This is a genomic window from Algoriphagus sp., from assembly GCF_039969895.1.
Lineage (GTDB): Bacteria > Bacteroidota > Bacteroidia > Cytophagales > Cyclobacteriaceae > Algoriphagus.
Window position 1 is genome coordinate 1 of sequence record NZ_JBDVMZ010000007.1, and the last position, 21,487, is coordinate 21,487.

Annotated in this window: 17 protein-coding genes and 1 riboswitch; of the genes, 3 read left to right on the top strand and 14 right to left on the bottom strand. The window is 40.4% G+C overall.

Annotated features, from left to right (window positions below; translation table 11 throughout):
• Nucleotides 1-154 (top strand): transposase (locus tag ABJH64_RS03530; RefSeq protein ID WP_348275123.1); only part of this gene is annotated, 154 nt, incomplete at its 5' end.
• A gap of 219 nt (nt 155-373) precedes the next feature.
• On the top strand, nt 374-3,793 hold the full coding sequence (locus tag ABJH64_RS03535) for a HEAT repeat domain-containing protein (protein WP_348299807.1): 3,420 nt from the start codon (nt 374-376) through the stop codon (nt 3,791-3,793).
• A 431-nt stretch (nt 3,794-4,224) separates the two neighbouring features.
• On the opposite strand, the gene ABJH64_RS03540 is transcribed toward ABJH64_RS03535, so the two are convergent.
• The 9 genes from ABJH64_RS03540 to ABJH64_RS03580 form a co-directional block, all read right to left on the bottom strand.
• Nucleotides 4,225-5,688: a hypothetical protein gene (locus ABJH64_RS03540; protein WP_348299809.1), complete on the bottom strand. Its 1,464-nt coding sequence runs from the start codon at nt 5,686-5,688 to the stop codon at nt 4,225-4,227.
• 13 nt (nt 5,689-5,701) lie between these two features.
• Nucleotides 5,702-8,491 (bottom strand): carboxypeptidase-like regulatory domain-containing protein, encoded by a 2,790-nt coding sequence (locus ABJH64_RS03545; RefSeq protein WP_348275145.1) that lies wholly within the window; start codon nt 8,489-8,491, stop codon nt 5,702-5,704.
• A gap of 399 nt (nt 8,492-8,890) precedes the next feature.
• Nucleotides 8,891-9,229, bottom strand: coding sequence for a gliding motility protein GldC (gene gldC / locus ABJH64_RS03550; protein WP_348275142.1), 339 nt, complete (start codon nt 9,227-9,229; stop codon nt 8,891-8,893).
• 408 nt (nt 9,230-9,637) lie between these two features.
• Nucleotides 9,638-10,297, bottom strand: coding sequence for a 3-oxoacid CoA-transferase subunit B (locus ABJH64_RS03555; RefSeq protein WP_348275141.1), 660 nt, complete (start codon nt 10,295-10,297; stop codon nt 9,638-9,640).
• Between the two features lie 50 nt (nt 10,298-10,347).
• Nucleotides 10,348-11,043: a CoA transferase subunit A gene (locus ABJH64_RS03560; protein ID WP_348275140.1), complete on the bottom strand. Its 696-nt coding sequence runs from the start codon at nt 11,041-11,043 to the stop codon at nt 10,348-10,350.
• Nucleotides 11,044-11,054: 11 nt separating this feature from the next.
• Nucleotides 11,055-11,978, bottom strand: a complete 924-nt coding sequence (locus tag ABJH64_RS03565) for a bifunctional riboflavin kinase/FAD synthetase (protein WP_348275139.1) — start codon at nt 11,976-11,978, stop codon at nt 11,055-11,057.
• Nucleotides 11,979-12,030: 52 nt separating this feature from the next.
• Nucleotides 12,031-12,741 carry a tRNA pseudouridine(55) synthase TruB gene (gene truB, locus ABJH64_RS03570; protein WP_348275138.1) on the bottom strand — a complete coding sequence of 237 codons (711 nt, stop codon included), beginning with the start codon at nt 12,739-12,741 and terminating at the stop codon, nt 12,031-12,033.
• Nucleotides 12,742-12,791: 50 nt separating this feature from the next.
• On the bottom strand, nt 12,792-13,004 hold the full coding sequence (locus tag ABJH64_RS03575; RefSeq protein WP_348275137.1) for a DUF3098 domain-containing protein: 213 nt from the start codon (nt 13,002-13,004) through the stop codon (nt 12,792-12,794).
• Nucleotides 13,005-13,008: 4 nt separating this feature from the next.
• Nucleotides 13,009-13,899 (bottom strand): permease-like cell division protein FtsX, encoded by an 891-nt coding sequence (locus ABJH64_RS03580; RefSeq protein ID WP_348275136.1) that lies wholly within the window; start codon nt 13,897-13,899, stop codon nt 13,009-13,011.
• A gap of 327 nt (nt 13,900-14,226) precedes the next feature.
• Between ABJH64_RS03580 and ABJH64_RS03585 the strand changes: the two genes are divergently transcribed.
• Nucleotides 14,227-14,670 (top strand): DUF2147 domain-containing protein, encoded by a 444-nt coding sequence (locus tag ABJH64_RS03585; protein ID WP_348275135.1) that lies wholly within the window; start codon nt 14,227-14,229, stop codon nt 14,668-14,670.
• A 297-nt stretch (nt 14,671-14,967) separates the two neighbouring features.
• Here the strand turns inward: ABJH64_RS03585 and metX are convergent, their stop codons facing one another.
• From metX to argH, 5 genes are all read right to left on the bottom strand, one after another.
• Nucleotides 14,968-16,023, bottom strand: coding sequence for a homoserine O-acetyltransferase (gene metX, locus ABJH64_RS03590; protein WP_348275134.1), 1,056 nt, complete (start codon nt 16,021-16,023; stop codon nt 14,968-14,970).
• Between the two features lie 8 nt (nt 16,024-16,031).
• Nucleotides 16,032-17,336, bottom strand: coding sequence for an O-acetylhomoserine aminocarboxypropyltransferase/cysteine synthase (locus ABJH64_RS03595; protein ID WP_348275133.1), 1,305 nt, complete (start codon nt 17,334-17,336; stop codon nt 16,032-16,034).
• A 170-nt stretch (nt 17,337-17,506) separates the two neighbouring features.
• Nucleotides 17,507-17,615, bottom strand: a riboswitch (SAM riboswitch).
• A 249-nt stretch (nt 17,616-17,864) separates the two neighbouring features.
• Nucleotides 17,865-18,512 (bottom strand): carbonic anhydrase, encoded by a 648-nt coding sequence (locus ABJH64_RS03600; RefSeq protein ID WP_348299118.1) that lies wholly within the window; start codon nt 18,510-18,512, stop codon nt 17,865-17,867.
• Nucleotides 18,509-20,050, bottom strand: coding sequence for a SulP family inorganic anion transporter (locus ABJH64_RS03605; protein ID WP_348276185.1), 1,542 nt, complete (start codon nt 20,048-20,050; stop codon nt 18,509-18,511). Before ABJH64_RS03605 ends, ABJH64_RS03600 begins: the two co-directional genes overlap by 4 nt.
• Nucleotides 20,051-20,151: 101 nt before the next feature.
• Nucleotides 20,152-21,486 carry an argininosuccinate lyase gene (gene argH / locus ABJH64_RS03610; protein WP_348276184.1) on the bottom strand — a complete coding sequence of 445 codons (1,335 nt, stop codon included), beginning with the start codon at nt 21,484-21,486 and terminating at the stop codon, nt 20,152-20,154.
• Nucleotide 21,487: the final 1 nt, after the last annotated feature.

A 21,487-nucleotide genomic window follows, 5' to 3' on the forward strand; every position in this document is an offset into this window, starting at 1 on the left:
TCACTACACTTCCATTCTGAACTTCTTTGAAAACAGGAGTACAAATGCATCAGCAGAATCATTCAATGCAAAAATAAAAGCATTCAGGGCTCAGTTCAGAGGAGTCACCAACATTGAATTCTTCCTGTTCAGACTATCTAACATCTATGCGTGAATAAACCTGCTCACCAGATATTAAGACTGATCCATACAAAGTAGGAAAAGTTGAATTTCCAGGTTAAGGCCGATCCGGTCTTCCGATCTGAAAAGCAAAGAATAATGTCAACTGAGTTCATTTCGGATATTCAGCTTCTGTTTTATATCCTTTTTGATTAGTGGCATGATTGCCATTTTTTATTTTGTTACTTTCAGATTTGGATTAATAAAATAACCTATGCCTCAACCCAAACTTATACAACCCTACGCCACAGTTATTTTGGTGGCTGCTATTCCAATTCTTTTTTCATGTAAAAAAGACGAACCGATAGATCTGAGAGAGAAAACTTTAACCAAAGAAGTGATCGCGCCATTGGTCAAAGCTGCAGAAGAAGGTATAAACCCCACTTTAGCTTCAGGACTAAAACTTTCCCTGTGGGCCGTAGATTCTCTGGTCTATGATCCAATTTCTATTCAGGTCACTGATGATGGAAGTTTGTATTATACACGTACCAATCGTCAGAAAAACTCTGAATTTGATATCAGAGGACATCAAGAATGGGAAATAGAATCAATCAGTCTGCAGACTATAGATGATAAAAGAGCTTTTCTGCAAAAAACGCTCTCACCAGAAATGTCAGATAAAAATACCTGGCTAGCAGATGTAAATGGAGATGGATCACATGACTGGCGTGATATGACCGTGGAGCGAGAGGAAGTTTTCAGACTAGAAGATAGGGATGGGGATGGACTGGCGGAGTATTCTCAGATTATGGTTCAGGATTTCAACGACGTCACTACTGATGTAGCGGGTGCGCTTCTAAAGTTTGAAGACAATTTGTTTGTGGGAGTGGGACCAGATGTCTGGCGAATGACCGATAAAAATGGCGATGGCATAATGGATGAAAAAGTATCCATCTCACATGGCTATGGAATTCACATTGGCTTTGGTGGGCACGGTATGTCCGGCCTAGAAGTTGGGCCGGACGGTAGGATCTACTGGGGAATAGGAGATATTGGATTTAATGGTGTAGGGCCTGACGGTACCGAATGGAAATATCCGAATAGAGGCGTAGTGGCTAGAGCCAATCCTGATGGAAGTGACTTTGAGGTTTTTGCAATGGGAGTGAGGAATACTCATGAATTCACCTTTGATGCATATAATAACTTGATCTCTGTAGATAACGATGGAGATCATCCTGGAGAAAGTGAACGATTAGTTTATCTGGTTAATGGCTCAGATACGGGCTGGAGAACCAACTGGCAATTTGGAAAATATAAAGATCCTGACAACAATACCTACAAAGTCTGGATGGATGAAAAACTCTATATTCCAAGACATGAGGGCCAGGCTGCTTACATCACTCCACCTATTCAGAACTACATCAATGGACCTACAGGAATGGTTTATAACCCAGGTACGGCTTTGGCTGAAAAATGGAAAAACACCTTTTTCGTAGCTTCATTCGTAGGAAATCCGACCAGATCAGGAATTCATGCTTTCAAACTTGAACCTGATGGAGCATCATTTAAAATGTCCCAAACAGAAAATATTATGTCAGGCGTATTGGCAACTGGTTTGGATTTTGGCCCTGACGGATCCTTGTATTTTGCGGATTGGATAGACGGATGGAATACCAAAAACTCAGGTAGAGTTTGGAAAATTGAAGATGAAGCAGGTGCCAACTGGGAAGCTAGGAAGATCACAGCTCAAGTAATGAAAACTGATTTCAAAACGCTGAAAGAGGAGGCTTTGAGTAACTACTTGGGTGATGAGGATATGAGGATTCGAAGAAAAGCCCAGTTTGAATTGGCAAAAAGAGGAGAGGATGGATTTAAAGTATTCCAAGCATCCATAGCTCAAAAAACAAATCAGTTTGCCAGAATCCATGCGATAGTCGGAATTAGTCAATTAGCCAGATTAGATAAGAAAGCCTATGCAGATGCTTTGATTCCGCTTTTGAAAGATCAAGATCCAGAGATCAGAGCACAAGCGGCCAAGTGGCTCGGTGATATAAAATATGCTAAAGCAGGTGCAGCTCTTATGCCTTTGCTAACAGACAAGGAAATACGAGTAAGGTTTTTTGCCTGCGAAGCACTGGGAAGAATCGCCTACGAACCTGCATTAAATGGTCTGGTCGACGTTTTAGAGGCAAACAACGATGAAGATGTCTTTCTTCGCCATGCGGCAAGTTTAGCATTAGCCAGAATCAACAAGAAAGATCCGATTATTGCACTATCCTCACACTCTTCCGACGCCGTTCGTCTTGGTGCCGTTTTAGCGCTTCGCCGAATGGCTGATCCCGGCATCTCAGTATTTCTATCTGACCGGAATGAGTACATCGTGACAGAGGCTGCGAGGGCAATCAATGATGACTTCTCTATAGAAGGTTCTCTGCCGGACTTAGGAAATCTTTTGGTCACTACCAGCTTCGAAAATGAGCCATTGATCAGAAGGGCCATTAATGCAAACCTGAGAGTAGGTACGCAGAAATCTATGGATAACCTGATGGCCTATATCGCAAAACCAGGGGTAAGTTCTACCCTGAAAGCCGAAGCTATTGCCACATTAGGAACCTGGGCCAAGCCTTCTGTGCTTGATCGTGTGGATGGACGAAATCGTGGTGCTATTGAAAGAGATCTTGCCCCGATACAGAATGCAGTAAAGCCAGCTCTCTTGGGAGCTTTGAACGACAAAGATCAGGATATTCGTGAGGCAGGTGTAAAAGCCATAGGTAAATTGAAAATCGCTGATGCAGAATCGCAGTTGGTTTCTTTATTGAAAAATGACCCATCAGAAACTATTCGAGTTGCCGCAATTTTGGCACTTTCTTCTGCTAATCCAGAATCCATTTCTGAGCCAATTGCGCTGGCGATGAAAGATGATTCTCGGGCAGTACGCGTGGTAGGTTTGGATCTACTATCCAAAACCGATATTTCGGAGGAGTTAATGGTAAGTTTACTTCAGGATGTTATTCAAAATAGATCTACTTCTGAGAAACAAGCGGCCTTATTGAGTTTAGGAAATTTGAGTAATTCGGCAGAGCTTCCGCTGTGGAATACACTTTTGGACGATTTGTCAAAAGATAAATTACCAAATGAAATAATGATTGAATTGGAAGAGGCTATAGATGCTACAAGCTCTAGTGAACTACGTTCGAGATTTGATCAGATACAAGAAACGCGAACTAAGGGTGATTTGGTGGCACTGTACAGTGGAGCACTTCAAGGAGGTAGCATTAGAGCAGGAAGGAATATTTTCTTTCAAAGTCAAACAGCACAGTGTATTCGTTGCCATGGCTATGATGACATGGGGGGAGTAGCCGGTCCACACTTAAATGGAATCGCCAATAGAATGACAAATACTGAACTGCTCGAAGCCTTGATTGACCCGAGCAAGCGATTGGCGCCTGGATATGGAATTGTGCAACTGAAGTTGACTGATGGGAGCTCTGTTAGTGGTACATTGATGGAAGAAAAACAAGAAGGATTATTGATTAAAGTTGGAGGGAAACCTGATACGTTAATAATGAATAGTGCTATCGCTGAGCGAAAAAACTCACCTTCTAGTATGCCAGATATGAAGACTATTTTGACCAAAAGGGAGATAAGGGATTTAGTCAGTTTTCTCGGCATGATGACCAAAGAGTGGGAGTGAGAGAACTCTTAGTCAGTTTATAGTTTAGTAGGATCATCACTTAGGTGGTGATCCTTTTTTTATACAATATGTTCTATGTTAAAATACCTACAATCAGGTCTGAAACTTTCATACTGATTCCCACAGTTTGATTGGAATATGGAATCTAAAGGTATCACTACTTAGTATGGTTAATCTAGCTTAATTGAGCTTTCATTTAAGGCACGTTTTGATTTTTAACCTTGGCAATTCCCTATTCTCTACCTCTGAAACCACCGATAATGTAAAAGCATAACTGAAATAGCGCTGCATGCGCTCAACATACTTACTCTCTGGTTCTTCTTTCAAAACATTACATATTATGTAAAGCTATTTCAAGATGGGACCACTATTTAAAAAATAAAAGCCACCTGAATCGGTTCAGGTGGCTTCTACTACATAACAAGTTTTATCTATCTCGGTAGATCATTTCCGATGAATTCGTTAGGATTGGCACTAGGGATATTAGATCCCCACTTTTGATTGATCTGATCTATAAATAGATTTGCAACAAAAGCATGAGCTCTAGCATTTGGATGAACTCCATCGAGGGAAAAGCCTCCATTCGGTGGTATAATAGATGCAGTAAGCCCAACTCCACCAGAACTTACTTGACCAGCTAATACTCGATTTAATAAGTCATTAACGTCAACTAAAACCAACCTCTCGGAGTTAGCCTGAACTGCTGCGCTAATAAAGCCATTGAAAGCAGTAATTTTTTGTTGGATTTCAGTTTGCTCCTGCGGTATCAAAACAAATTGGTCTTCAACAGGAACGGTAATTCCTCTCAGAGCAGCAGGATTTCCTCCTACAGGCTGTCCTAATGCTTGAGAAAGTGTAAGTGTCGCTTTATCTACAGGCTTACTCTGTCTAATTGTTGGTAAACCAAGTGCCGAAAGATCCGTCAATGACTCGTCTGCCATCACAAATGCATTTTGGCCTGCCGTAAAGAGAACTCTTCTAAAAACCTCTTCTTCTGCTGTTATCAACCCAAATGATCTTGCCTGAGCTAGACCTCCGTTATAAGCAGCATAACCTTGATTAGCTTGATCTGCTTGAGCTTGACTCAGAGGCAAGGCATTCCAAGGAACTAAATTGAAATAAGGTAAAACTGATAAACTTGGGATATTTGCTACAGCTCCTTTGGCAGTAGCATTAGCCTGAAGCAAAGCACCAAGTGCAGCACCTAGTCTTTGTTGAAAATCAGCATTGGAAGTAAGAATAGCTGGATTGGAAGCTCCACCTGTAGCATAGCCCAGTACATCATTATTTCCTAACCAGAAAGTAAAGAAAGTTCCTCCGTTAGCTAAAGCAGCAGCTGCATCTCCAATTATAGTTGAAGTTCCTGGGTTAGATGCAAACCTCTCATATAATCTGTTGTAAGCTGGATTTGCTGGTGAGGCAGGGCCTCCTGTCTGGGGAATTAAAGCAGTCAATAAGGTAATACCAGGGACACCAAAGTTGTTTAGGTTAGCTTTATTTCCAGCATAATTACCAGGAAGGTCTCCAACTCCAATAGGAGCTGGACCTGTAGCTCCAGTTTGAGGGTTTACTGTTAAAACTAGTCTTCCCAAAGGTCCCTGAGGCCCCATTTGGAAAAAACCATTGACAGAATTGATATCCGGTACATTGAAGTCGCCTCCTCCATTAAATTTCGCCTGTTCTGCCAGAATAACTGCAAATGAATTTTGCTGCCCTCTATTATATAGAGCTCCATCCATATATCCTGCTGTAATAGAATTACCAACAGAGACTATTTTTGTGAAATCAGCTGATCCAGAAGTTGGTTCAACAATTACAGGATCTGGAAAGTCATAGGTACAAGCTACAAATGAACCTAGTACTAATGAGTATATTAATTTATTGAATATTTTCATTTTTGTCGATTTATTAATTTAACAACTCATCAAATGTGATAGATACATAATATATCGCACCAATAGTAGGTCCTCCAAAATTTTGAATATTTCGATTATTGAAAATATTTGAGCCTCCTAGTTTGACAATAGACTTCAACTCTTTCAGCTTGTAACTCAACTGAGCGTCAAAAGTGTGAATCTCTGGAACATCCCCTTGGGCAAATGTGGATTCCCATCTGAATGCACTTTGGTATCGGTATGTCAACCCAAAGCCCAAGTTTTCAGTTAGCTTTCTATTTCCAAAAGTGATATTTGTCTTATGTTCTGGTGTATTGAAATCACTCAAGAAGTCTTCTTCTATATCTGAAATTAAGCTGTTGAAATTATAATTAGCACCAATGGAGAAATTTCTAGGTAAGCTATAATTTAAACCAATAGCAGCCCCATGAGCTCTAACATCTTCATCCACAATATTGGTATAGGTTTGGAATGTGTTTTCCTGACCTGGAGTGGTAATTGGTGTTAATAAGGTAGGTGCATTGATTGCATTGATCGCTCCTTCGTCGGTATTTGGCAAGGCACCAGGGTAAATAGGTCCAGGTGCTTTTCTAACAGAAGTTTGAGTGATGAAGTCATTGTAAATATTATAATAGTAAGCAACATCAATCAACAACCTGTTGGTCGCTAGCAAACTTTTATATCCAATCTCAAAAGACCTAACTCTCTCAGGGCGAAGCTCAGGTAAGGAGGTAACTTGCTCTAATAATCCTGTAGCTCGTGGATCCACAGGTGATAAACCAGTACCAACAGCTGCTACGTAATTATTGACAGATGCTAGTGAGTATGCATTCGTGAATATATCATACTTATCTCTGTAATAAGGTAGGCCACCAATCAATCTAGACGACACTACGTTCAAGTCAATGTGCTGACCTTGTGTAGTTGGGTTTCTAAAACCAGTCTGATAAGAAACTCTCAAATTGCTGTTTCCTTGAGAATAAACACCTGAAATTCTTGGGTTCAATTGACCTTTGAAGTTTTCATTCTTATCGTATCTTATCGATCCTGTCAATTTCAATTTGTCATCGAGCACTGTTTTTGCACCTTGAGCAAATGCTCCAAATTCCTGAATAGTAATATCATTACCCTCAACGTCTGCAAAAATGGTCCCATTAGACCTCAAATCATACACTCTATAAGAACCTCCCACTTGAAGATCCATAAAATCGATTTCATTTTTGAAATTGTATTGACCTTCTACCATGTTCATTCTTGACTGATCGTCAAATAATGAACCTGTTGGGATGGTTTCAGATCTTACTGCTGATTTGGCAGCTTCGAATTCAGGAGTTCCTGGCATCAACCTGCCCGTATCAGCGGCTCCTCTTGCAAATTGATGGGCTGCAGCCTGCTGAGCAGAAGTACCTAATTGGCCTGGTGCTACGCCTTGGCCGAAAAGATTTTGAAGATATGCGCCTGCATACTGACCAAACCAAGCTGTATTTGATTTCCATGTATCATTGATCACCACACCTGTTAAGTCAGCAATATAAGAGTCACCAGAATTCTCTATGGTGGTGTAAGCTCTCACGAAATAGTTATCGCCTTTCAATTCAAGTTTGTGTTGTATAATGGAGAAATTGGACAATGAATATCTTTGTGCACCAGTATAAACTGATGTACCAGCCCCATAATTCATGGTGTAAGAGAGTTCAGAGTTATCTGTTATTCTGTAGTGAAGAGCTCCGTTTAACTTCAAATTAGAAGCGTTGTAATCTACCAAAGTTCTCTCGTCATAACCTGTCCTAGATACTATTTGATCTGGAAGACTGCTTGCTGCAGGACCAAATGCCTGCTGAATTGCAGCTACATTTCTCAAAAGACCAATATTATTGGATACTTCATCTCCAAAAACATGAACTCTGTTTGCGCCTGGATTGAAAGGTAAGTCCCCTTGAGCGTCTACATTTAAATCAGTTTGATCTGTACCATACCAGTCGGTCGCCTGCATGTAAGAAGCATTGACTTTAAATGCAAACTTGTTATTGAATGCTTTTGCGTATCGAATGGAGCCTTCATACATCGGTTGAGGACTTGTAGGTTCACCTTCTTGTCCATTGATGTGATTGACTCCTTGTTTGTAAAAAGCACTTAGACCTTGATATTCAAAAGGGCTCTTACTATTTACTAACAAAATACCGTTGAATGCATTAGGTCCATAGAGTGCTGAGGATGCTCCTGGAATAAATTCTACTGATTCCACATCAAGTTCTGATGGTCCGTTCAAGTTTCCAATCGGAAAGTTCAAAGCTGGAGCTTGAGTATCCATACCATCTGTCAATTGAACAAATCTAGTATTACCAGTAGAATTGAAACCTCTTGCATTTATAATTTGGAAGTTTATTGACGATGTAGTGACATCAACACCTTTGAGGTTAGCAATTCCCTTATAGTAAGTGTCTGCTGGAGTTTCTCTAATCGCCAAAATGTCCATTTTTTCAATAGAAACAGGAGATTTCAAGATGCTTTCCTCAACTCTAGAAGCAGATACTACTACTTCTTGCCCTAGCATGGTCTGCTCACTTAGCTCAACTTTTAGGTTACTAGTTTTTGTATTTGTGATTTCTATTTCTTGAGATGAATACCCAATCATCGAAAATATCAAAGTAAGAGGAGGTTCTTGACTAACATTCAGGGAGAAATTGCCCGAAAGGTCTGAAATGGTTCCGATGACTTTACCTTTTACCAAAATGTTGACGCCCACTAGTGTCTCTTTGGTATCTGCATCTGTCACTGTCCCTGAAATAGTTGTCTGGGACATGACTTTTGCTGATGTGATGGAAACCAAGAGTGCCAGCAAAAACACTGACGCTCTGATTTGAGTTGTAAAATTACTCATAGGCTAAATTGTTAATTGTTAAGTGTTCGAGAGTTTTGGGTGAAAAACTCAACTGTTAGAACGCAAAAATTAGCCTAAAAAACCAATAATTAATAGTTTCTACGAAAAATAATATTCGATCATTAAATTGCCTAGAAACAGGCTAGAACGGAAACTCTAGCTTAAAATTCCAAATCAAAAAATATTTATTGATTTCATTGTAAATCCCTAAGTGACTCAATGATTTCATTACCGAATTTTAAAAAATGAATTTGTAAAAGTTTTTTACTTGAAACGACAAAAGCTCAGGATGAACTGAGCTTGTGTCGTTTGAAAGGAGGATTAACCTGCTTTATTCTCTTCATTTACGTGTTTTACTAACCGATCACAAAGCTCTTTGATCTCTTCCGACATGTATTCATCCGCGGTACTATTTAGAATCGTTTGAGCCATGCCTCCTAAGATATCAATGTAAAAACGCTTCATTTCTACTACCGACATTTCTTCTGTCCAAAGGTCAATACGAAGGGTGCTGTGGTTTTGATTATCCCACACATTGAGACTTATACTTTTCGTATCTTCTAGCCCTGTTCCTTCCTTATCTGAGGCATCCCATTTAATTTTTTTCGGGAAGCTGTTTTCGTCTAAGTCAACTTGAAATTTTATCTCTGAATTTTTCATTTGTTATAGTTCGATTCCGATGAAATCTTGTGTTTATCTCCCAAAATTAATCAGGCTAACTTTATGTTCACGGTCTGAGTTCCGTTTTGCTATTTTTATTTATATGATTATCCGCTTTTCTACCAGTAGGGTGGAATAAGCAATGTAGCAAATGTTAAACTTAAGAATTGAGGCACGCTTCGGTCATTGGTCTTCCAACCAGATAAGCAAGGAATATAAGGTGACTGGCATTATTGCGGATAATCATATTTATTTAATTGGTATATACGTCTTACTACCAGTAAAAAGCCGAATGTATTACTGTATTTGGTCAAGTTAAGAATTGAGAACATTTCGGTCACTGTTCTTCTGGCTTCTGCCTGATGCGTAAGGTAATTTTGGGTATTATCAAGGTTGCGGATAATCAAATTAGGTGAAAATCATCTCAGGTATTTCTCCATTCACGATCATCCTTCCAGCAGTTTTGGAATGAATCTCCTCTACTGAAACTCCTGGAGCTCTTTCTAAAAGAATGAAACCTCCGTCCGGAGATATTTCTAAAACTGCCAAGTCAGTAACAATCTTTTTTACACAACGAATACCTGTGATAGGTAAGGAGCATTCTGGCAAAAGTTTGGACTCACCGGCGCGTGAGCAGTGCTGCATGGCAACTATAATATTGTCTGCAGAGGCGACCAAATCCATCGCTCCACCCATTCCTTTTACCATTTTGCCGGGAATTTTCCAATTTGCGATATCACCATTTTCAGACACTTCCATTGCCCCTAGAATAGTAAGATGAACATGTCCGCCCCGAATCATCGCAAAGGACTCAGCAGAGTTAAATAGTGCGGATCCTTTGGCCATAGTCACGGTTTGCTTCCCAGCATTGATCAAGTCAGGATCGATCTGATCCTCAGTTGGGAAGGGGCCTATTCCCAGAAGGCCATTCTCAGATTGCAACACCACTTCCAACTCATTGGGAATGTAATTAGCAACTAATGTAGGGATGCCTATTCCTAAATTTATGTATTGCCCATTCTGCACTTCCTTGGCGATACGTTGGGCTATTTGGTCTTTTGTAAGCATTTCGGGTTTATTTTAAGTCCTTGATAAGTTTAAAAAAAGCACAGGGCAGCTTACTTGGATACCGTACGCTGTTCGATTCTTTTTTCGTAATCTTTTCCTTGGAAAATACGCTGTACATAAATCCCAGGGGTATGAATCTCGTTGGGATTGAGCTCTCCAGCTTCTACCAATTCTTCCACTTCAGCGATACAAATCTTACCAGCTGCAGCCATCATTGGATTGAAATTTCTAGCGGTACCTTTGAAAATCAAGTTTCCTGCGGTATCACCTTTCCAAGCTTTTACGATTGAAAAATCAGCCTTGAGCCAACTTTCAAGTAAATACATTTTACCATCAAACTCCCTCGTTTCTTTGCCTTCTGCTACTTCTGTTCCTACTCCGGCAGGAGTGAAAAAAGCAGGTATTCCCGCACCACCAGCTCGCACTCGCTCTGCAAGTGTACCCTGAGGAATTAAATCTACTTCCAGCTCACCACTTAATAATTGACGCTCAAATTCAGCATTTTCCCCCACATAGCTTGAGATCATCTTCTTGACCATTCGCTTTTTGAGTAAAAGTCCAATTCCAAAATCATCCACTCCGGCGTTGTTTGACACGATGGTCAATCCGGAAATATCTCTTTCTAAAATGGCTGAAATACAGTTCTCCGGAATTCCGGTAAGACCAAATCCCCCCATCATCAGCATGCAATCGCTGGGAATGTCAGCCACTGCCTCTTGGGCATTTTTTACAGTTTTATTGATCATATATTTTGGGTTTATAGCACTTTCTTAGCATTCTTTTGATCCACATAGAGCTGAGCCTTCAACGCTTCCAACCCATCAAATTTCTGTTCATTTCGAAGGAAAGCTTTGATGAAAATTGTGATTTGTTTGTCGTACAAATCACCTTGAAAGTCAAATAAATTAGCTTCTACAGTTTTCTTGGTCCCGTTGACAGTTGGACGATTACCGATGTTCAACATGGCCTTGTATAGCGAGCCACCTACCAAAGCTTCTATTGCATAAACGCCATCTTTGGGGATTAGTTTGTAATCATTTGGGATATGAACATTTGCCGTAGGAAAACCTATAGATCTCCCAATCTGCTCTCCCTTGATGACAATACCGTTCAATTCATAGGGTCTGCCCAGGTAATTTATAGCAGTTTCTATGTCTCCTGAGACTAGCGCATGACGAATTTTGGTACTGGAAACTCCAATATCCTCTACATCTTGTCTGGAAATTTCCTCCAGATCAAAGCCAAATTCCTGATGATGCGTTTGTAGGTATTCAAAGCTTCCTTCCCGATTTTTACCAAAACGATGGTCATAGCCAATTACCAATTTTTTGGTTTGAATAGAATCAACCAAAACGGATTCTATAAACTCCCTGGAGGTCAGCTGCGAAAATTCTTTAGTGAATGGGATGGTGATTAAATGATCTATACCTGCTTCTCGGAGAAGCTTGGCCTTTTCCTCAAATGTGCTCAATAATCTCAATTGATGTTCATCAGGATAAAGTACCAATCTAGGGTGCGGCCAAAAAGTTAATAACACCGTCTCTCCATTGATCGATCTAGCAATTTCCCTAATCCTATGAAGGATTTTCTGATGTCCCAAATGTACTCCATCAAATGTTCCGCTAGTAACGACGGCATTGGAGAGGGTAGGGAAGTCACTTAGACCTTCATAGATTTTCATATGGATAGAGGTTGTGTTGCAAAAGTCCCATGGAATCTGACTGGGTTTGTGTTTATTCCAATTTTTGACTCGTAGATTCCGGTTGGATTTCTTGTGTTCGTGCCTTGATTTCTTCTACCAAGGTTGTAAGCTCATGCGCTGCCGCAAGCTTGAAATCACCAATTCGAGTTCTGCATAATGAACTCATGTATGCACCTACATTTAATTTCTCACCCAAATCACGAGCTAAACTCCGAATATAGGTTCCTTTGGAACACACAATTCTAAATTCAATAACCGGATTTTCAAACTTCGTGATTTCAAATTCGCTAACCGTTACCGGACGAGGATCCATCTTTACTACTTTGCCTTGTCTTGCTGATTCATACACTCGCTTACCATCCACTTTGATCGCGGAATGCATTGGTGGAATTTGCAAAATATCCCCTGTAAGTTCGGCAACTGCCTTTTTCACCTGATCCAAAGTGATGTGGGAAGGATCTGAAACTTCAATGATTGGCTGCTCCAAATCGTATGAATCTGTAGTGGCACCGATCACAAAAGTCCCTGAATATTCTTTTTCTTGACCCATAAATGAGTCGATTTGCTTGGTCATTTTGCCGGCACAGACAATAAGCAGTCCATTCGCAAGGGGATCCAACGTACCAGCATGCCCCACTTTTTTTATTTTCAGCGCATTTCGCACTTTGCGCACTACATCAAAAGATGTCCACGCGAGAGGTTTATTAATTAAAAATACTTCTCCGTAAGGCTCTTGCTGCATTTCTTGAAGGGAATAGGGAAAACTGAACAGAATTCAGTCTCACTAGTTAATTAAGTATTAGGTTCTGACTTGGCGAAAATCGCGTAGAATTGGAAAATGAAGCCTGTTAGGGTCACTATCGGTCCGATAGTTAATCCCAAAACACCATTTCCATGTGGCGCACTATCGAGGCCAATAAGTATAAATCCAAGGATGATCAGTCCTATACCGATAAACATCAACTTGTAATTTTTGCGGGAAAAAGGAAAAGAAGATTTGCTCATTATATTAATAGAGTTCGTCCAAAGACATATTTAAATACTTGTTCACTGCACGCAAGGTACTGAGTACAGATAGAATCCCGCCAACTGAAATCAAAATTCCGAAAAGCACAAACAACAAATTCTGATTTTGCAGCATAGCAAAGCCTTCGATATTTGCTTGGGTATATTTCACCAAAGCAAAAAGTATCACCGAAGCCACGGCACCCGCTATCATTCCAAATAGAAACGCCCGAGATAGAAATGGTTTTCTGATAAATCCTCTCGTTGCACCAACTAACTGCATAGAGCGGATCAAAAAGCGCTGGGAAAAAAGCGCCAATCGAATGGTGTTATTAATCAGCATCACTACCGTAATGATCAAAATCAGAATGAATCCTCCCATGACCAAACTCACTTTCACTAGGTTTTTGTTGATGGAATCGACCAGATCAGTCATATAGGACACTTCAAACACGCCAGGCACCGCCTGAATCTCCTTCACAATGGCCTCAAGCTGTTCGGAAGTTTGAAATTCCTCAGCAATGGTCAGCACAAAGCTGTCTCGCAGAGGATTATCTTCCAGAAATTGGGTGAAATCTTCCCCAGTACTTTCTATAAATGTGGCTGCTGCTTCCTCATCCGAAACAAATTTGAGGCTAAGTGTATCGCCTTTTTGCAATATAAAGGATCGTGCTGCTAGATTTTCTTGAATCACATCCAACTCACTTTGCTCAAGGTCCTTTTCTAAAAACACCTGTACCTCGATGTTTTCTCGAATCATACTGGTAAGTGTTTTTGCTTGGATTAGAATTACTCCGAAAAGACCTACTATAAAAAGTGAGAGCGTAGTACTGAAGAGAACGCTCCCGAATTTGAAGTGTCCGAGTGTCTTTTTCTTTCGTGGATAATTGGCCATAGATTATGATTTCTGCTCAAAAGTAACCTTCCCCAAGGATATTGCCAATCTATTCCTCAGAAAGGATTTGAAAGAAATTTTATACAACAAGTTCGTTTAACGGGAATTGTTGTAACTCAGGTAAATGATAATTCCTACATCATAAGGTGAAAGGATGGCTAAAATTGATTGCAAAAAACAACAGCTATAGAATGAACTTTGAAGCTTCAAATGGTGACTAATGCACAATCTACCTGATGGATGTAGTGCCACTTTGGTATGGTTTTAGGTTTGAATTGGATAAATTAATATGCATCCCTACTTTAATTTTCACCTAATCTACTTTTTATGAAATGGTATCATTACACTTCCATCTGCTTGCTAGTCCTCCTGATAGGTCTGGAATCTGCTCAAGCCCAGTCCAAGTCTAAGGTAATTGGAGTATGGTTCAATTCTGAAAAAACGGCTCAAATAGAAATCCTGGAAAATAATGCTCAATTGATCGGGAAAATCATCTGGATAAAGCATGAAGATGGAAAACCAGAATCTATCACGGATCTAGGAAACTCAGATTCTACCTTAAGAGATCGCCCTTTAATGGGGCTTACTATTCTGGAAGGTTTGCAGTACAAAAATGGTATATGGTCTGACGGCAAGATCTATGACCCACAGTCTGGAATAAGTTATACGTGTGAACTACAACTCAAAAAAAAGGATGTTCTGGAAATTAAGGGCTATTTAGGGGAGTCTTGGGTCAGTAGGACCGTAGAATGGAATAGAGTAAAAAAATAAGGCTATCTCATAATTACTGTTTGCCACATTGAGCAAAGTCTAAATCCAGATGTATTTGCTACATACGTCATTGGACTCTGTTCACCTTGACAATATCAGTCCTCTATGAGATAGCCTCTTATTTTTTCATCCTACACATTTTTCTCTAACACATATCCGCTATGATACCAGTAAATAAGCTAAAAGTGCAATGGGGTTCGTTCAACTTAAGAATATATTCCGCTTCGGTCATCGGTCTTCCAACCTGACTAGCAAAGAATTTAGGCAACTGACTGGATTGAGGGTAAGGGTAGTTCTCTAATGTTTTTGCTGCAAGTAAAATGACTTCAGAATATAGGATAACTGTTCAAATTCTATCAAAAAGGCATCGTGTCCGGCTGTAGAGGTTATTTCCTTATAGGTTCCTTTTCTCACGCTGCCACTTATAAACTGAGACTCTTCGGGGAGGAAAAGCAAATCCGAATTAACTCCAATGGCCAATACGTTGGCTTCAATCTGACTCAAAGCCTCTTCGCATCCACCGCGATTTCTGCCCAAATCATGGGAATCCATCGTTTTGCTGAGTGTCCAGTAGGAGAGCGCATTGAATCTTTTGGCCAATTTTTGTCCTTGGTATCTCAGGTATGAAGCAGCGCGAAAATCGTCTAGCTTATTTTCAGAATCTACTTGTTTTGTCTCTAAGTCAAGGGGATGTCTGTACGTAAGCATGGCTATGGCTCGCGCGGTTTCTAGACCTTTTCTGCCTGCATCTTGGTTGTTTTCACCCCAGGTACAATCAGATTCTATGGCCATGCGCTGGGTTTCATTGAAGCCGATTACCCATGGTTTTGTCTTGGAAGTAGAGGCTAGAATGATCGCATTGTTTAGCTTTTTTCCTAAAGTATATGCCCATTCCAAACCTACCTGACCACCCAATGATCCACCAATAAGCGTATGAATAGTCTCTATTTGCAAATGAATCCTCAGTCGCTCCAAGCCCTGCGCTAAATCACGCGTGGTCATCTGAGGGAAATCATAATAATACGGCCTGCTGGTTTTGGGATTCTCACTAAATGGGTGAGTAGATCCGTAGCATGATCCTAGGAGGTTGGCACAGATGATAAAATGATTTGACGGGTCAAAGAATTTGTCTTCGCCTATCAAACCATTCCACCATTCTTGTGCATTAGAATCACCAGTGAGCGCGTGAATAACCCAGATTACATTGGAATTTTCTGCATTGAGCTGGCCATACGTAGTGTAAGCTAGTTCAAACTCAGGAAGAGTTTCTCCTGATTCCAGATGTAAAGGTGTGTTAGAACGAAATATTTCCTGGGTCATGGTAATCGAAGCGTACTGACTTTTAAGATTCATTTGTTGAATTAGATTTTATCGAAGGCTTGCTGCAAATCCGCTTTGATATCTTCAATGTGCTCGATTCCGCAGGAGATTCTCAATAGGGTTGGAGTGACGCCAGCGGCAAGTTGCTCGGCATCTGAAAGCTGCTGATGAGTAGTAGCTGACGGCTGGATAATCAATGTCTTGGCATCTCCTACATTAGCAAGATGAGAGATTAATTCCAGGTTATTGATTAGTGCTGAAGCCTGCTCTTTGTCACCTTTGAGCTCAAAACTCAAAACTCCACCAAAGCCATTTTTAAGGTATTTCTTTGCCAGCTCATGATAAGGCGAAGAGGCCAACCCGGGATAGTTTACTTTTTGAACCTTTGGATGGGCTTCTAGCCATTCCGCCAAAGCCAAGGTATTTTCAACTGTTTTTTGAACCCGAAGGGAAAGAGTTTCTACACCTTGAAGCAGTTGGAAAGAATTAAATGGACTGATGGCTGGCCCAAAATCACGAAGTCCTTCTACTCTGGCTCGTATGGCAAAAGCGATGTTTGGAAGTCCTAAAGGATTGTTTTCACCGAAAACCTCCCAGAAATTCAATCCGTGATATCCTTCCGAAGGCTCAGAGAATTGCTTGAATTTTCCGTTACCCCAATTAAAATTACCTCCATCTACGATAATTCCGCCTATAGATGTACCATGTCCGCCAATCCATTTGGTAGCGGATGAAGTGACAATATTTGCTCCATGAGCGATAGGCTGGCACAAGTACCCTCCGGCGCCGAACGTATTATCTACTATCAATGGGATGTTGTTCTTTTTGGCAACGTCAGCGATTGCTTCGAAATCAGGGATATTAAACTCAGGGTTTCCGATGGTTTCTAAGTAGATCGCTTTCGTCTTTTCGTCGATAAGCACTTCGAAATCTGCCGCGTCTTTTCCTTTGGCAAATCTTGCATCAATTCCGATTCTTTTGAAGGCTACCTTAAATTGGTTGAATGTACCGCCATATAGGAAAGGGCTGGAAACAAAATTTTCTCCAGCTTCAAGGATATTATTCAGTGCCAAAAACTGAGCTGCTTGTCCCGAGCTGGTTGCTACTGCTGCCACACCGCCTTCCAGCGCTGCTATTCTTTTCTCAAAAACATCAGTGGTGGGATTCATGATACGGGTATAGATGTTCCCGAATTCTTTTAATCCAAACAAATTAGCACCATGCTCGGCGGAGTTGAATACGTAGGAGGTGGTTTGATAAATGGGAACAGCGCGGGAATTAGTGGTTGGATCAGGTTCTTGTCCCGCATGAACTTGAAGGGTGTCGAAGTGAAGGTTTTTAGACATGATTGTTGGATTTATGGTTTGAAAACGTGTAAAACAAAAAACTAACTCTTCAAAGAAAAGAGCTAGTTCAAATCAGGCATATACTGCCGTTGGTTAGCCAAAATGGAAACCAGTACTAAATTCTGAAGGGAGAGAGAAGAAGGGGAATATCCGAGGTGCATAGACATATGAACTTATAGTTCCAAATAAGACTATCTCATTTGGCAGGAATTGGCACCTTGGACTTTCCAGGTTGCCAGAGGGTCAATGAGCCTGTCTCTCGCCTCTTCTGTATAAATCCACGCACTAAAAGTGATTGGATGATGCAAAGAAAGAAATCACGAGCTAAAAATCAAAATGATATTTAGCTCGTGTTCCAAATTTATTTTTTTAATCAGTTTATCCGCTTTGTCACCTGTAAAAAGCCAAAAGCATATTAAGATTTGGTCAATTTGAGATTGAGGCCACCTCAGTCTCCGGTCTTGGAACTTCTGACCGTTTGAGTAATAGAATTTCAGGGATTGCCAAGATTACGGATAATCATATTTTTCATTTATCTAATTCTTCAGAGTCAAACCTGAAAATAGGGTTAATACTCTCAAAATCAGGTTCAATATTGACTAATTCCTTGACCAAGCCATCCTTTAGGCCATAAGCCCACCCATGGATAGTCGGAGCATCCCTGTTTTTCCAAGCTTTTTGAATGGTGGACGTTTTGATCAAATCTTGGCACTGCTCAATCACGTTGAGCTCAACGAGCCTATTCACTTTGTCCTCATGAACTTCTATTGCATCTAATTCCGCCTGATAAGTTTTATAGACTTCTTTGATGTTTAGAAGCCATTTATTGATGATTCCAAAACTTTTATTCCCCAAAGCAGCATCTATACCGCCACAGCCGTAGTGACCACAGACTATGATATGCTCTACTTTAAGTACTGTCACAGCATATTCCAAAACACTCAAGAGATTGACATCAGTATGCACAACCATGTTGGCTATATTTCGATGAACGAAAATCTCTCCTGGATCTGTACCCGTGATTTGATTAGCAGGAACTCTACTATCGGAACAACCAATCCAAAGGAATTTTGGTGACTGCTGCTTTTCCAACCTCCCAAAAAAGTTTTTATCCGCTTGCTGTTGATCTACAGACCAAGCCTTATTCTGGAGTAATAGTTTCTCATAAGGTGTCATATTTTTTCTTGCAATTTATGGTGGTAACCTGTTACTGTGATAGTGATATCTTTATCTGGACCAGAAGCTATAAAATCATTTAATACCTCTTGAATATCATGATCAATAAATTGAGCTTTTTGTGCATTGATGATCACTTGGCTATGGGCTGGGATTTTCTCCAAGTTCTTCATGAGTAATGCTTTATTGAGGAAGGAAACATCTTTTTGAAGCTGCAAAAGGTAATTTCCATTCAGTTCGGTAAGGGTCACAGACCGTACAAAGTTGGTTTTCACTACAAAAAATAACCCGAAGGCCATGCCTATTCCTATACCTACAAGGAGATCGGTAAATAAAATGGCCAGTACCGTCACTATGAAAGGAATAAACTGATCCCATCCATTTTTGTAGATGTTTATGAAAATAGAAGGCTTCGCTAATTTATAACCTACTAAAAATAGAACTGCTGCCAAGCAACTTAATGGAATTAGGTTTAGAATGTTTGGGATCGCTAATACAAGGAGCATTAACAAGATGCCGTGAAAAATCGCTGACATTTTTGTTTTCGCTCCAGAGGCCACATTTGCAGAGCTTCTTACAATAACAGCAGTCACGGGAAGGCCACCTAGCAAGCCAGAAATTGAATTGCCAACACCTTGAGCCACTAGTTCCTTGCTAGGAGGACTAGTTCTCTTCAGTGGGTCAAGTTTATCAGCGGCATCAATGCTTAACAAAGTTTCCAGGCTGCCGATTATCGCAATAGTAGCAGCCACTATCCAAAATGTACCTTCGGTAATCATGGAAAAATCTGGGAAAGTAAGTAACTCTCCAATCTGACTAATACTATCTAAAACAGGAATACTTACCAAATGATCCCCTTTTAATTGCCATTCAGGCTTCCAAATAGTATAGAGATAATTAATAACGATCCCTGAAATAACTGCCCATAAAGCACCTGGAACAACCCCGAAAATTTTATGATTTTTGACCTTAGGTTGCTCAAAAAGAATCAAAATACCCATCGCTACCAAAACTATAGGAATTGCACCCATGCTAAAGTATTGAATAGCATACCAAATTTCAGAAAACGTGTTATGATCATCTGCTTGCAAAAACGCCTGATCACCCATCGCATCCACATCATATCCTAGTGCATGAGGTATCTGCTTCAAGATCAAAATTAATCCTATTGCAGTGAGCATTCCTTTGATTACCGCATGAGGAAAATAATAACCTATAATACCTGCTTTAGCGATTCCTAAGGCTAGCTGGATCAAACCTGCAATTACAAGAGTTCCTAAGAAAAGGGGAAATGAACCCATGCTGTTGATAGAGTCTAGCACGATCACTGTCAATCCAGCTGCCGGTCCACTGACACTTACATGCGAACCAGACAAAGAGCCAACTACGATTCCACCTACAATCCCAGCTATCAAGCCAGACATAGGTGGTGCGCCACTAGCTATTGCAATACCCAGACAAAGCGGTAACGCAACTAAGAAAACCACTAAACTGGATTTTAAATCATATTTCAAATTTTTGCCTAAAAGCGTGGTCATTCTTGGGTGGTTAATTTTAAAATGGAAAAATATAAACTGAAAACCAGTTTGTCAAAATAAATACTTCTGGACAAAATACATCTTAAATGTTTGACTTACTCTTAATGAAAGAGTCGATTATATGAATGGTCGATCGCTTGAAAGTCAAAACTGATTAGGACTCGATCCATCTTTTGCTGAATAGCAGGCAGTTCCAACTTACCAATACTTCCTTCATGTGTGTGTTCCAACTGACTTTGATCAGGATCAAAATTACCTGATTCTATTGCCAGACCCACTTGTTTGTAGGCATCCCTAAAGGGCATCCCTTTTAGGACTAGATCATTCACGACCTCTACCGAGAATAGGTGTTTGTAGAAAGCGTCTGAAAGAATATTTTCCTTAACCTTAATGGAGCGTAGCATAAACGAAGTCATACTCAGACAAGATCTAACTTGGTTTATTGCAGGGAAAATTTCCTCTTTAAGCAATTGCAAATCACGATGATATCCAGTAGTCGTGTTCGTCAACAGCATAGTCACGGAAGTTGGGACAGATTGGATTTGATTGGTTTTGGCACGAATCAATTCGAATACATCCGGATTCTTCTTGTGGGGCATGATACTGCTACCTGTGGTCAAATCGTCAGGAAAACTGATGAATGCAAAATGCTGATTCATAAAAATACAAACATCAGAGGCCATGCGGTTCAGCGTTCCAGCAATACCCGCCATCGCAAAGGAAAGCGTCCGCTCTGTTTTGCCTCTGCTGTTTTGTGCATTGATTACGTTGTGATGAAGATCTGCAAAACCCAAAAGTTCTGTGGTCATAGTTCTATTCAACGGAAAGCTAGATCCATAGCCTGCAGCTGAACCTAAAGGATTTTTATTTGCCAAGTCAAATGCAGCTTTTAACAAGCCTAGATCTTCTGTCAACCCTTCTGCAAAAGAACTGAACCAAAGTCCAAAGGAAGATGGCATGGCGAGCTGCGTATGCGTATAACCTGGCATCAAGTCATTTTTATGCTTTTCCGATAGAATAATCAGCAAGTCAAATAGTTCTTTTACTTCTTCAATAATCTCTCGAATAGCCGCACGATAATATAACTTCAAATCCACCAAAACCTGATCGTTTCGACTCCGCCCGCTATGCAGCTTCTTACCCACATCGCCAAATCTCTCAGTCAACAGAAACTCAACTTGAGAATGCACATCTTCTACACCAGGAGCAATTGAAAATTGTCCCTTTTCTATTTCAAAGTAAATATCCTTCAATCCACGCTGCAGGATTTCATTTTCTTCCTGAGTTAATAGGCCAATGGTAGAAAGCATCTTCGCGTGGGCCATGGAACCTAAGACATCAAATGGCGCTAAAAGTATATCAAACTCAGGGTCGCGTCCTATGGTGAATGATTCCACTTCCTTTTTACTTCCGGTTTCTTTTTGCCAAAGTTTCATT

Excerpts from the sequence above, each read along its gene's own strand:
- ABJH64_RS03535 (WP_348299807.1), top strand. The coding sequence starts at position 374 with ATGCCTCAACCCAAACTTATACAACCCTACGCCACAGTTATTTTGGTG.
- ABJH64_RS03540 (WP_348299809.1), bottom strand. The coding sequence starts at position 5,688 with ATGAAAATATTCAATAAATTAATATACTCATTAGTACTAGGTTCATTT.
- ABJH64_RS03545 (WP_348275145.1), bottom strand. The coding sequence starts at position 8,491 with ATGTCCCAGACAACTATTTCAGGGACAGTGACAGATGCAGATACCAAA.
- gldC (WP_348275142.1), bottom strand. The coding sequence starts at position 9,229 with ATGAAAAATTCAGAGATAAAATTTCAAGTTGACTTAGACGAAAACAGC.
- ABJH64_RS03555 (WP_348275141.1), bottom strand. The coding sequence starts at position 10,297 with ATGCTTACAAAAGACCAAATAGCCCAACGTATCGCCAAGGAAGTGCAG.
- ABJH64_RS03560 (WP_348275140.1), bottom strand. The coding sequence starts at position 11,043 with ATGATCAATAAAACTGTAAAAAATGCCCAAGAGGCAGTGGCTGACATT.
- ABJH64_RS03565 (WP_348275139.1), bottom strand. The coding sequence starts at position 11,978 with ATGAAAATCTATGAAGGTCTAAGTGACTTCCCTACCCTCTCCAATGCC.
- truB (WP_348275138.1), bottom strand. The coding sequence starts at position 12,741 with ATGCAGCAAGAGCCTTACGGAGAAGTATTTTTAATTAATAAACCTCTC.
- ABJH64_RS03575 (WP_348275137.1), bottom strand. The coding sequence starts at position 13,004 with ATGAGCAAATCTTCTTTTCCTTTTTCCCGCAAAAATTACAAGTTGATG.
- ABJH64_RS03580 (WP_348275136.1), bottom strand. The coding sequence starts at position 13,899 with ATGGCCAATTATCCACGAAAGAAAAAGACACTCGGACACTTCAAATTC.
- ABJH64_RS03585 (WP_348275135.1), top strand. The coding sequence starts at position 14,227 with ATGAAATGGTATCATTACACTTCCATCTGCTTGCTAGTCCTCCTGATA.
- metX (WP_348275134.1), bottom strand. The coding sequence starts at position 16,023 with ATGAATCTTAAAAGTCAGTACGCTTCGATTACCATGACCCAGGAAATA.
- ABJH64_RS03595 (WP_348275133.1), bottom strand. The coding sequence starts at position 17,336 with ATGTCTAAAAACCTTCACTTCGACACCCTTCAAGTTCATGCGGGACAA.
- ABJH64_RS03600 (WP_348299118.1), bottom strand. The coding sequence starts at position 18,512 with ATGACACCTTATGAGAAACTATTACTCCAGAATAAGGCTTGGTCTGTA.
- ABJH64_RS03605 (WP_348276185.1), bottom strand. The coding sequence starts at position 20,050 with ATGACCACGCTTTTAGGCAAAAATTTGAAATATGATTTAAAATCCAGT.
- argH (WP_348276184.1), bottom strand. The coding sequence starts at position 21,486 with ATGAAACTTTGGCAAAAAGAAACCGGAAGTAAAAAGGAAGTGGAATCA.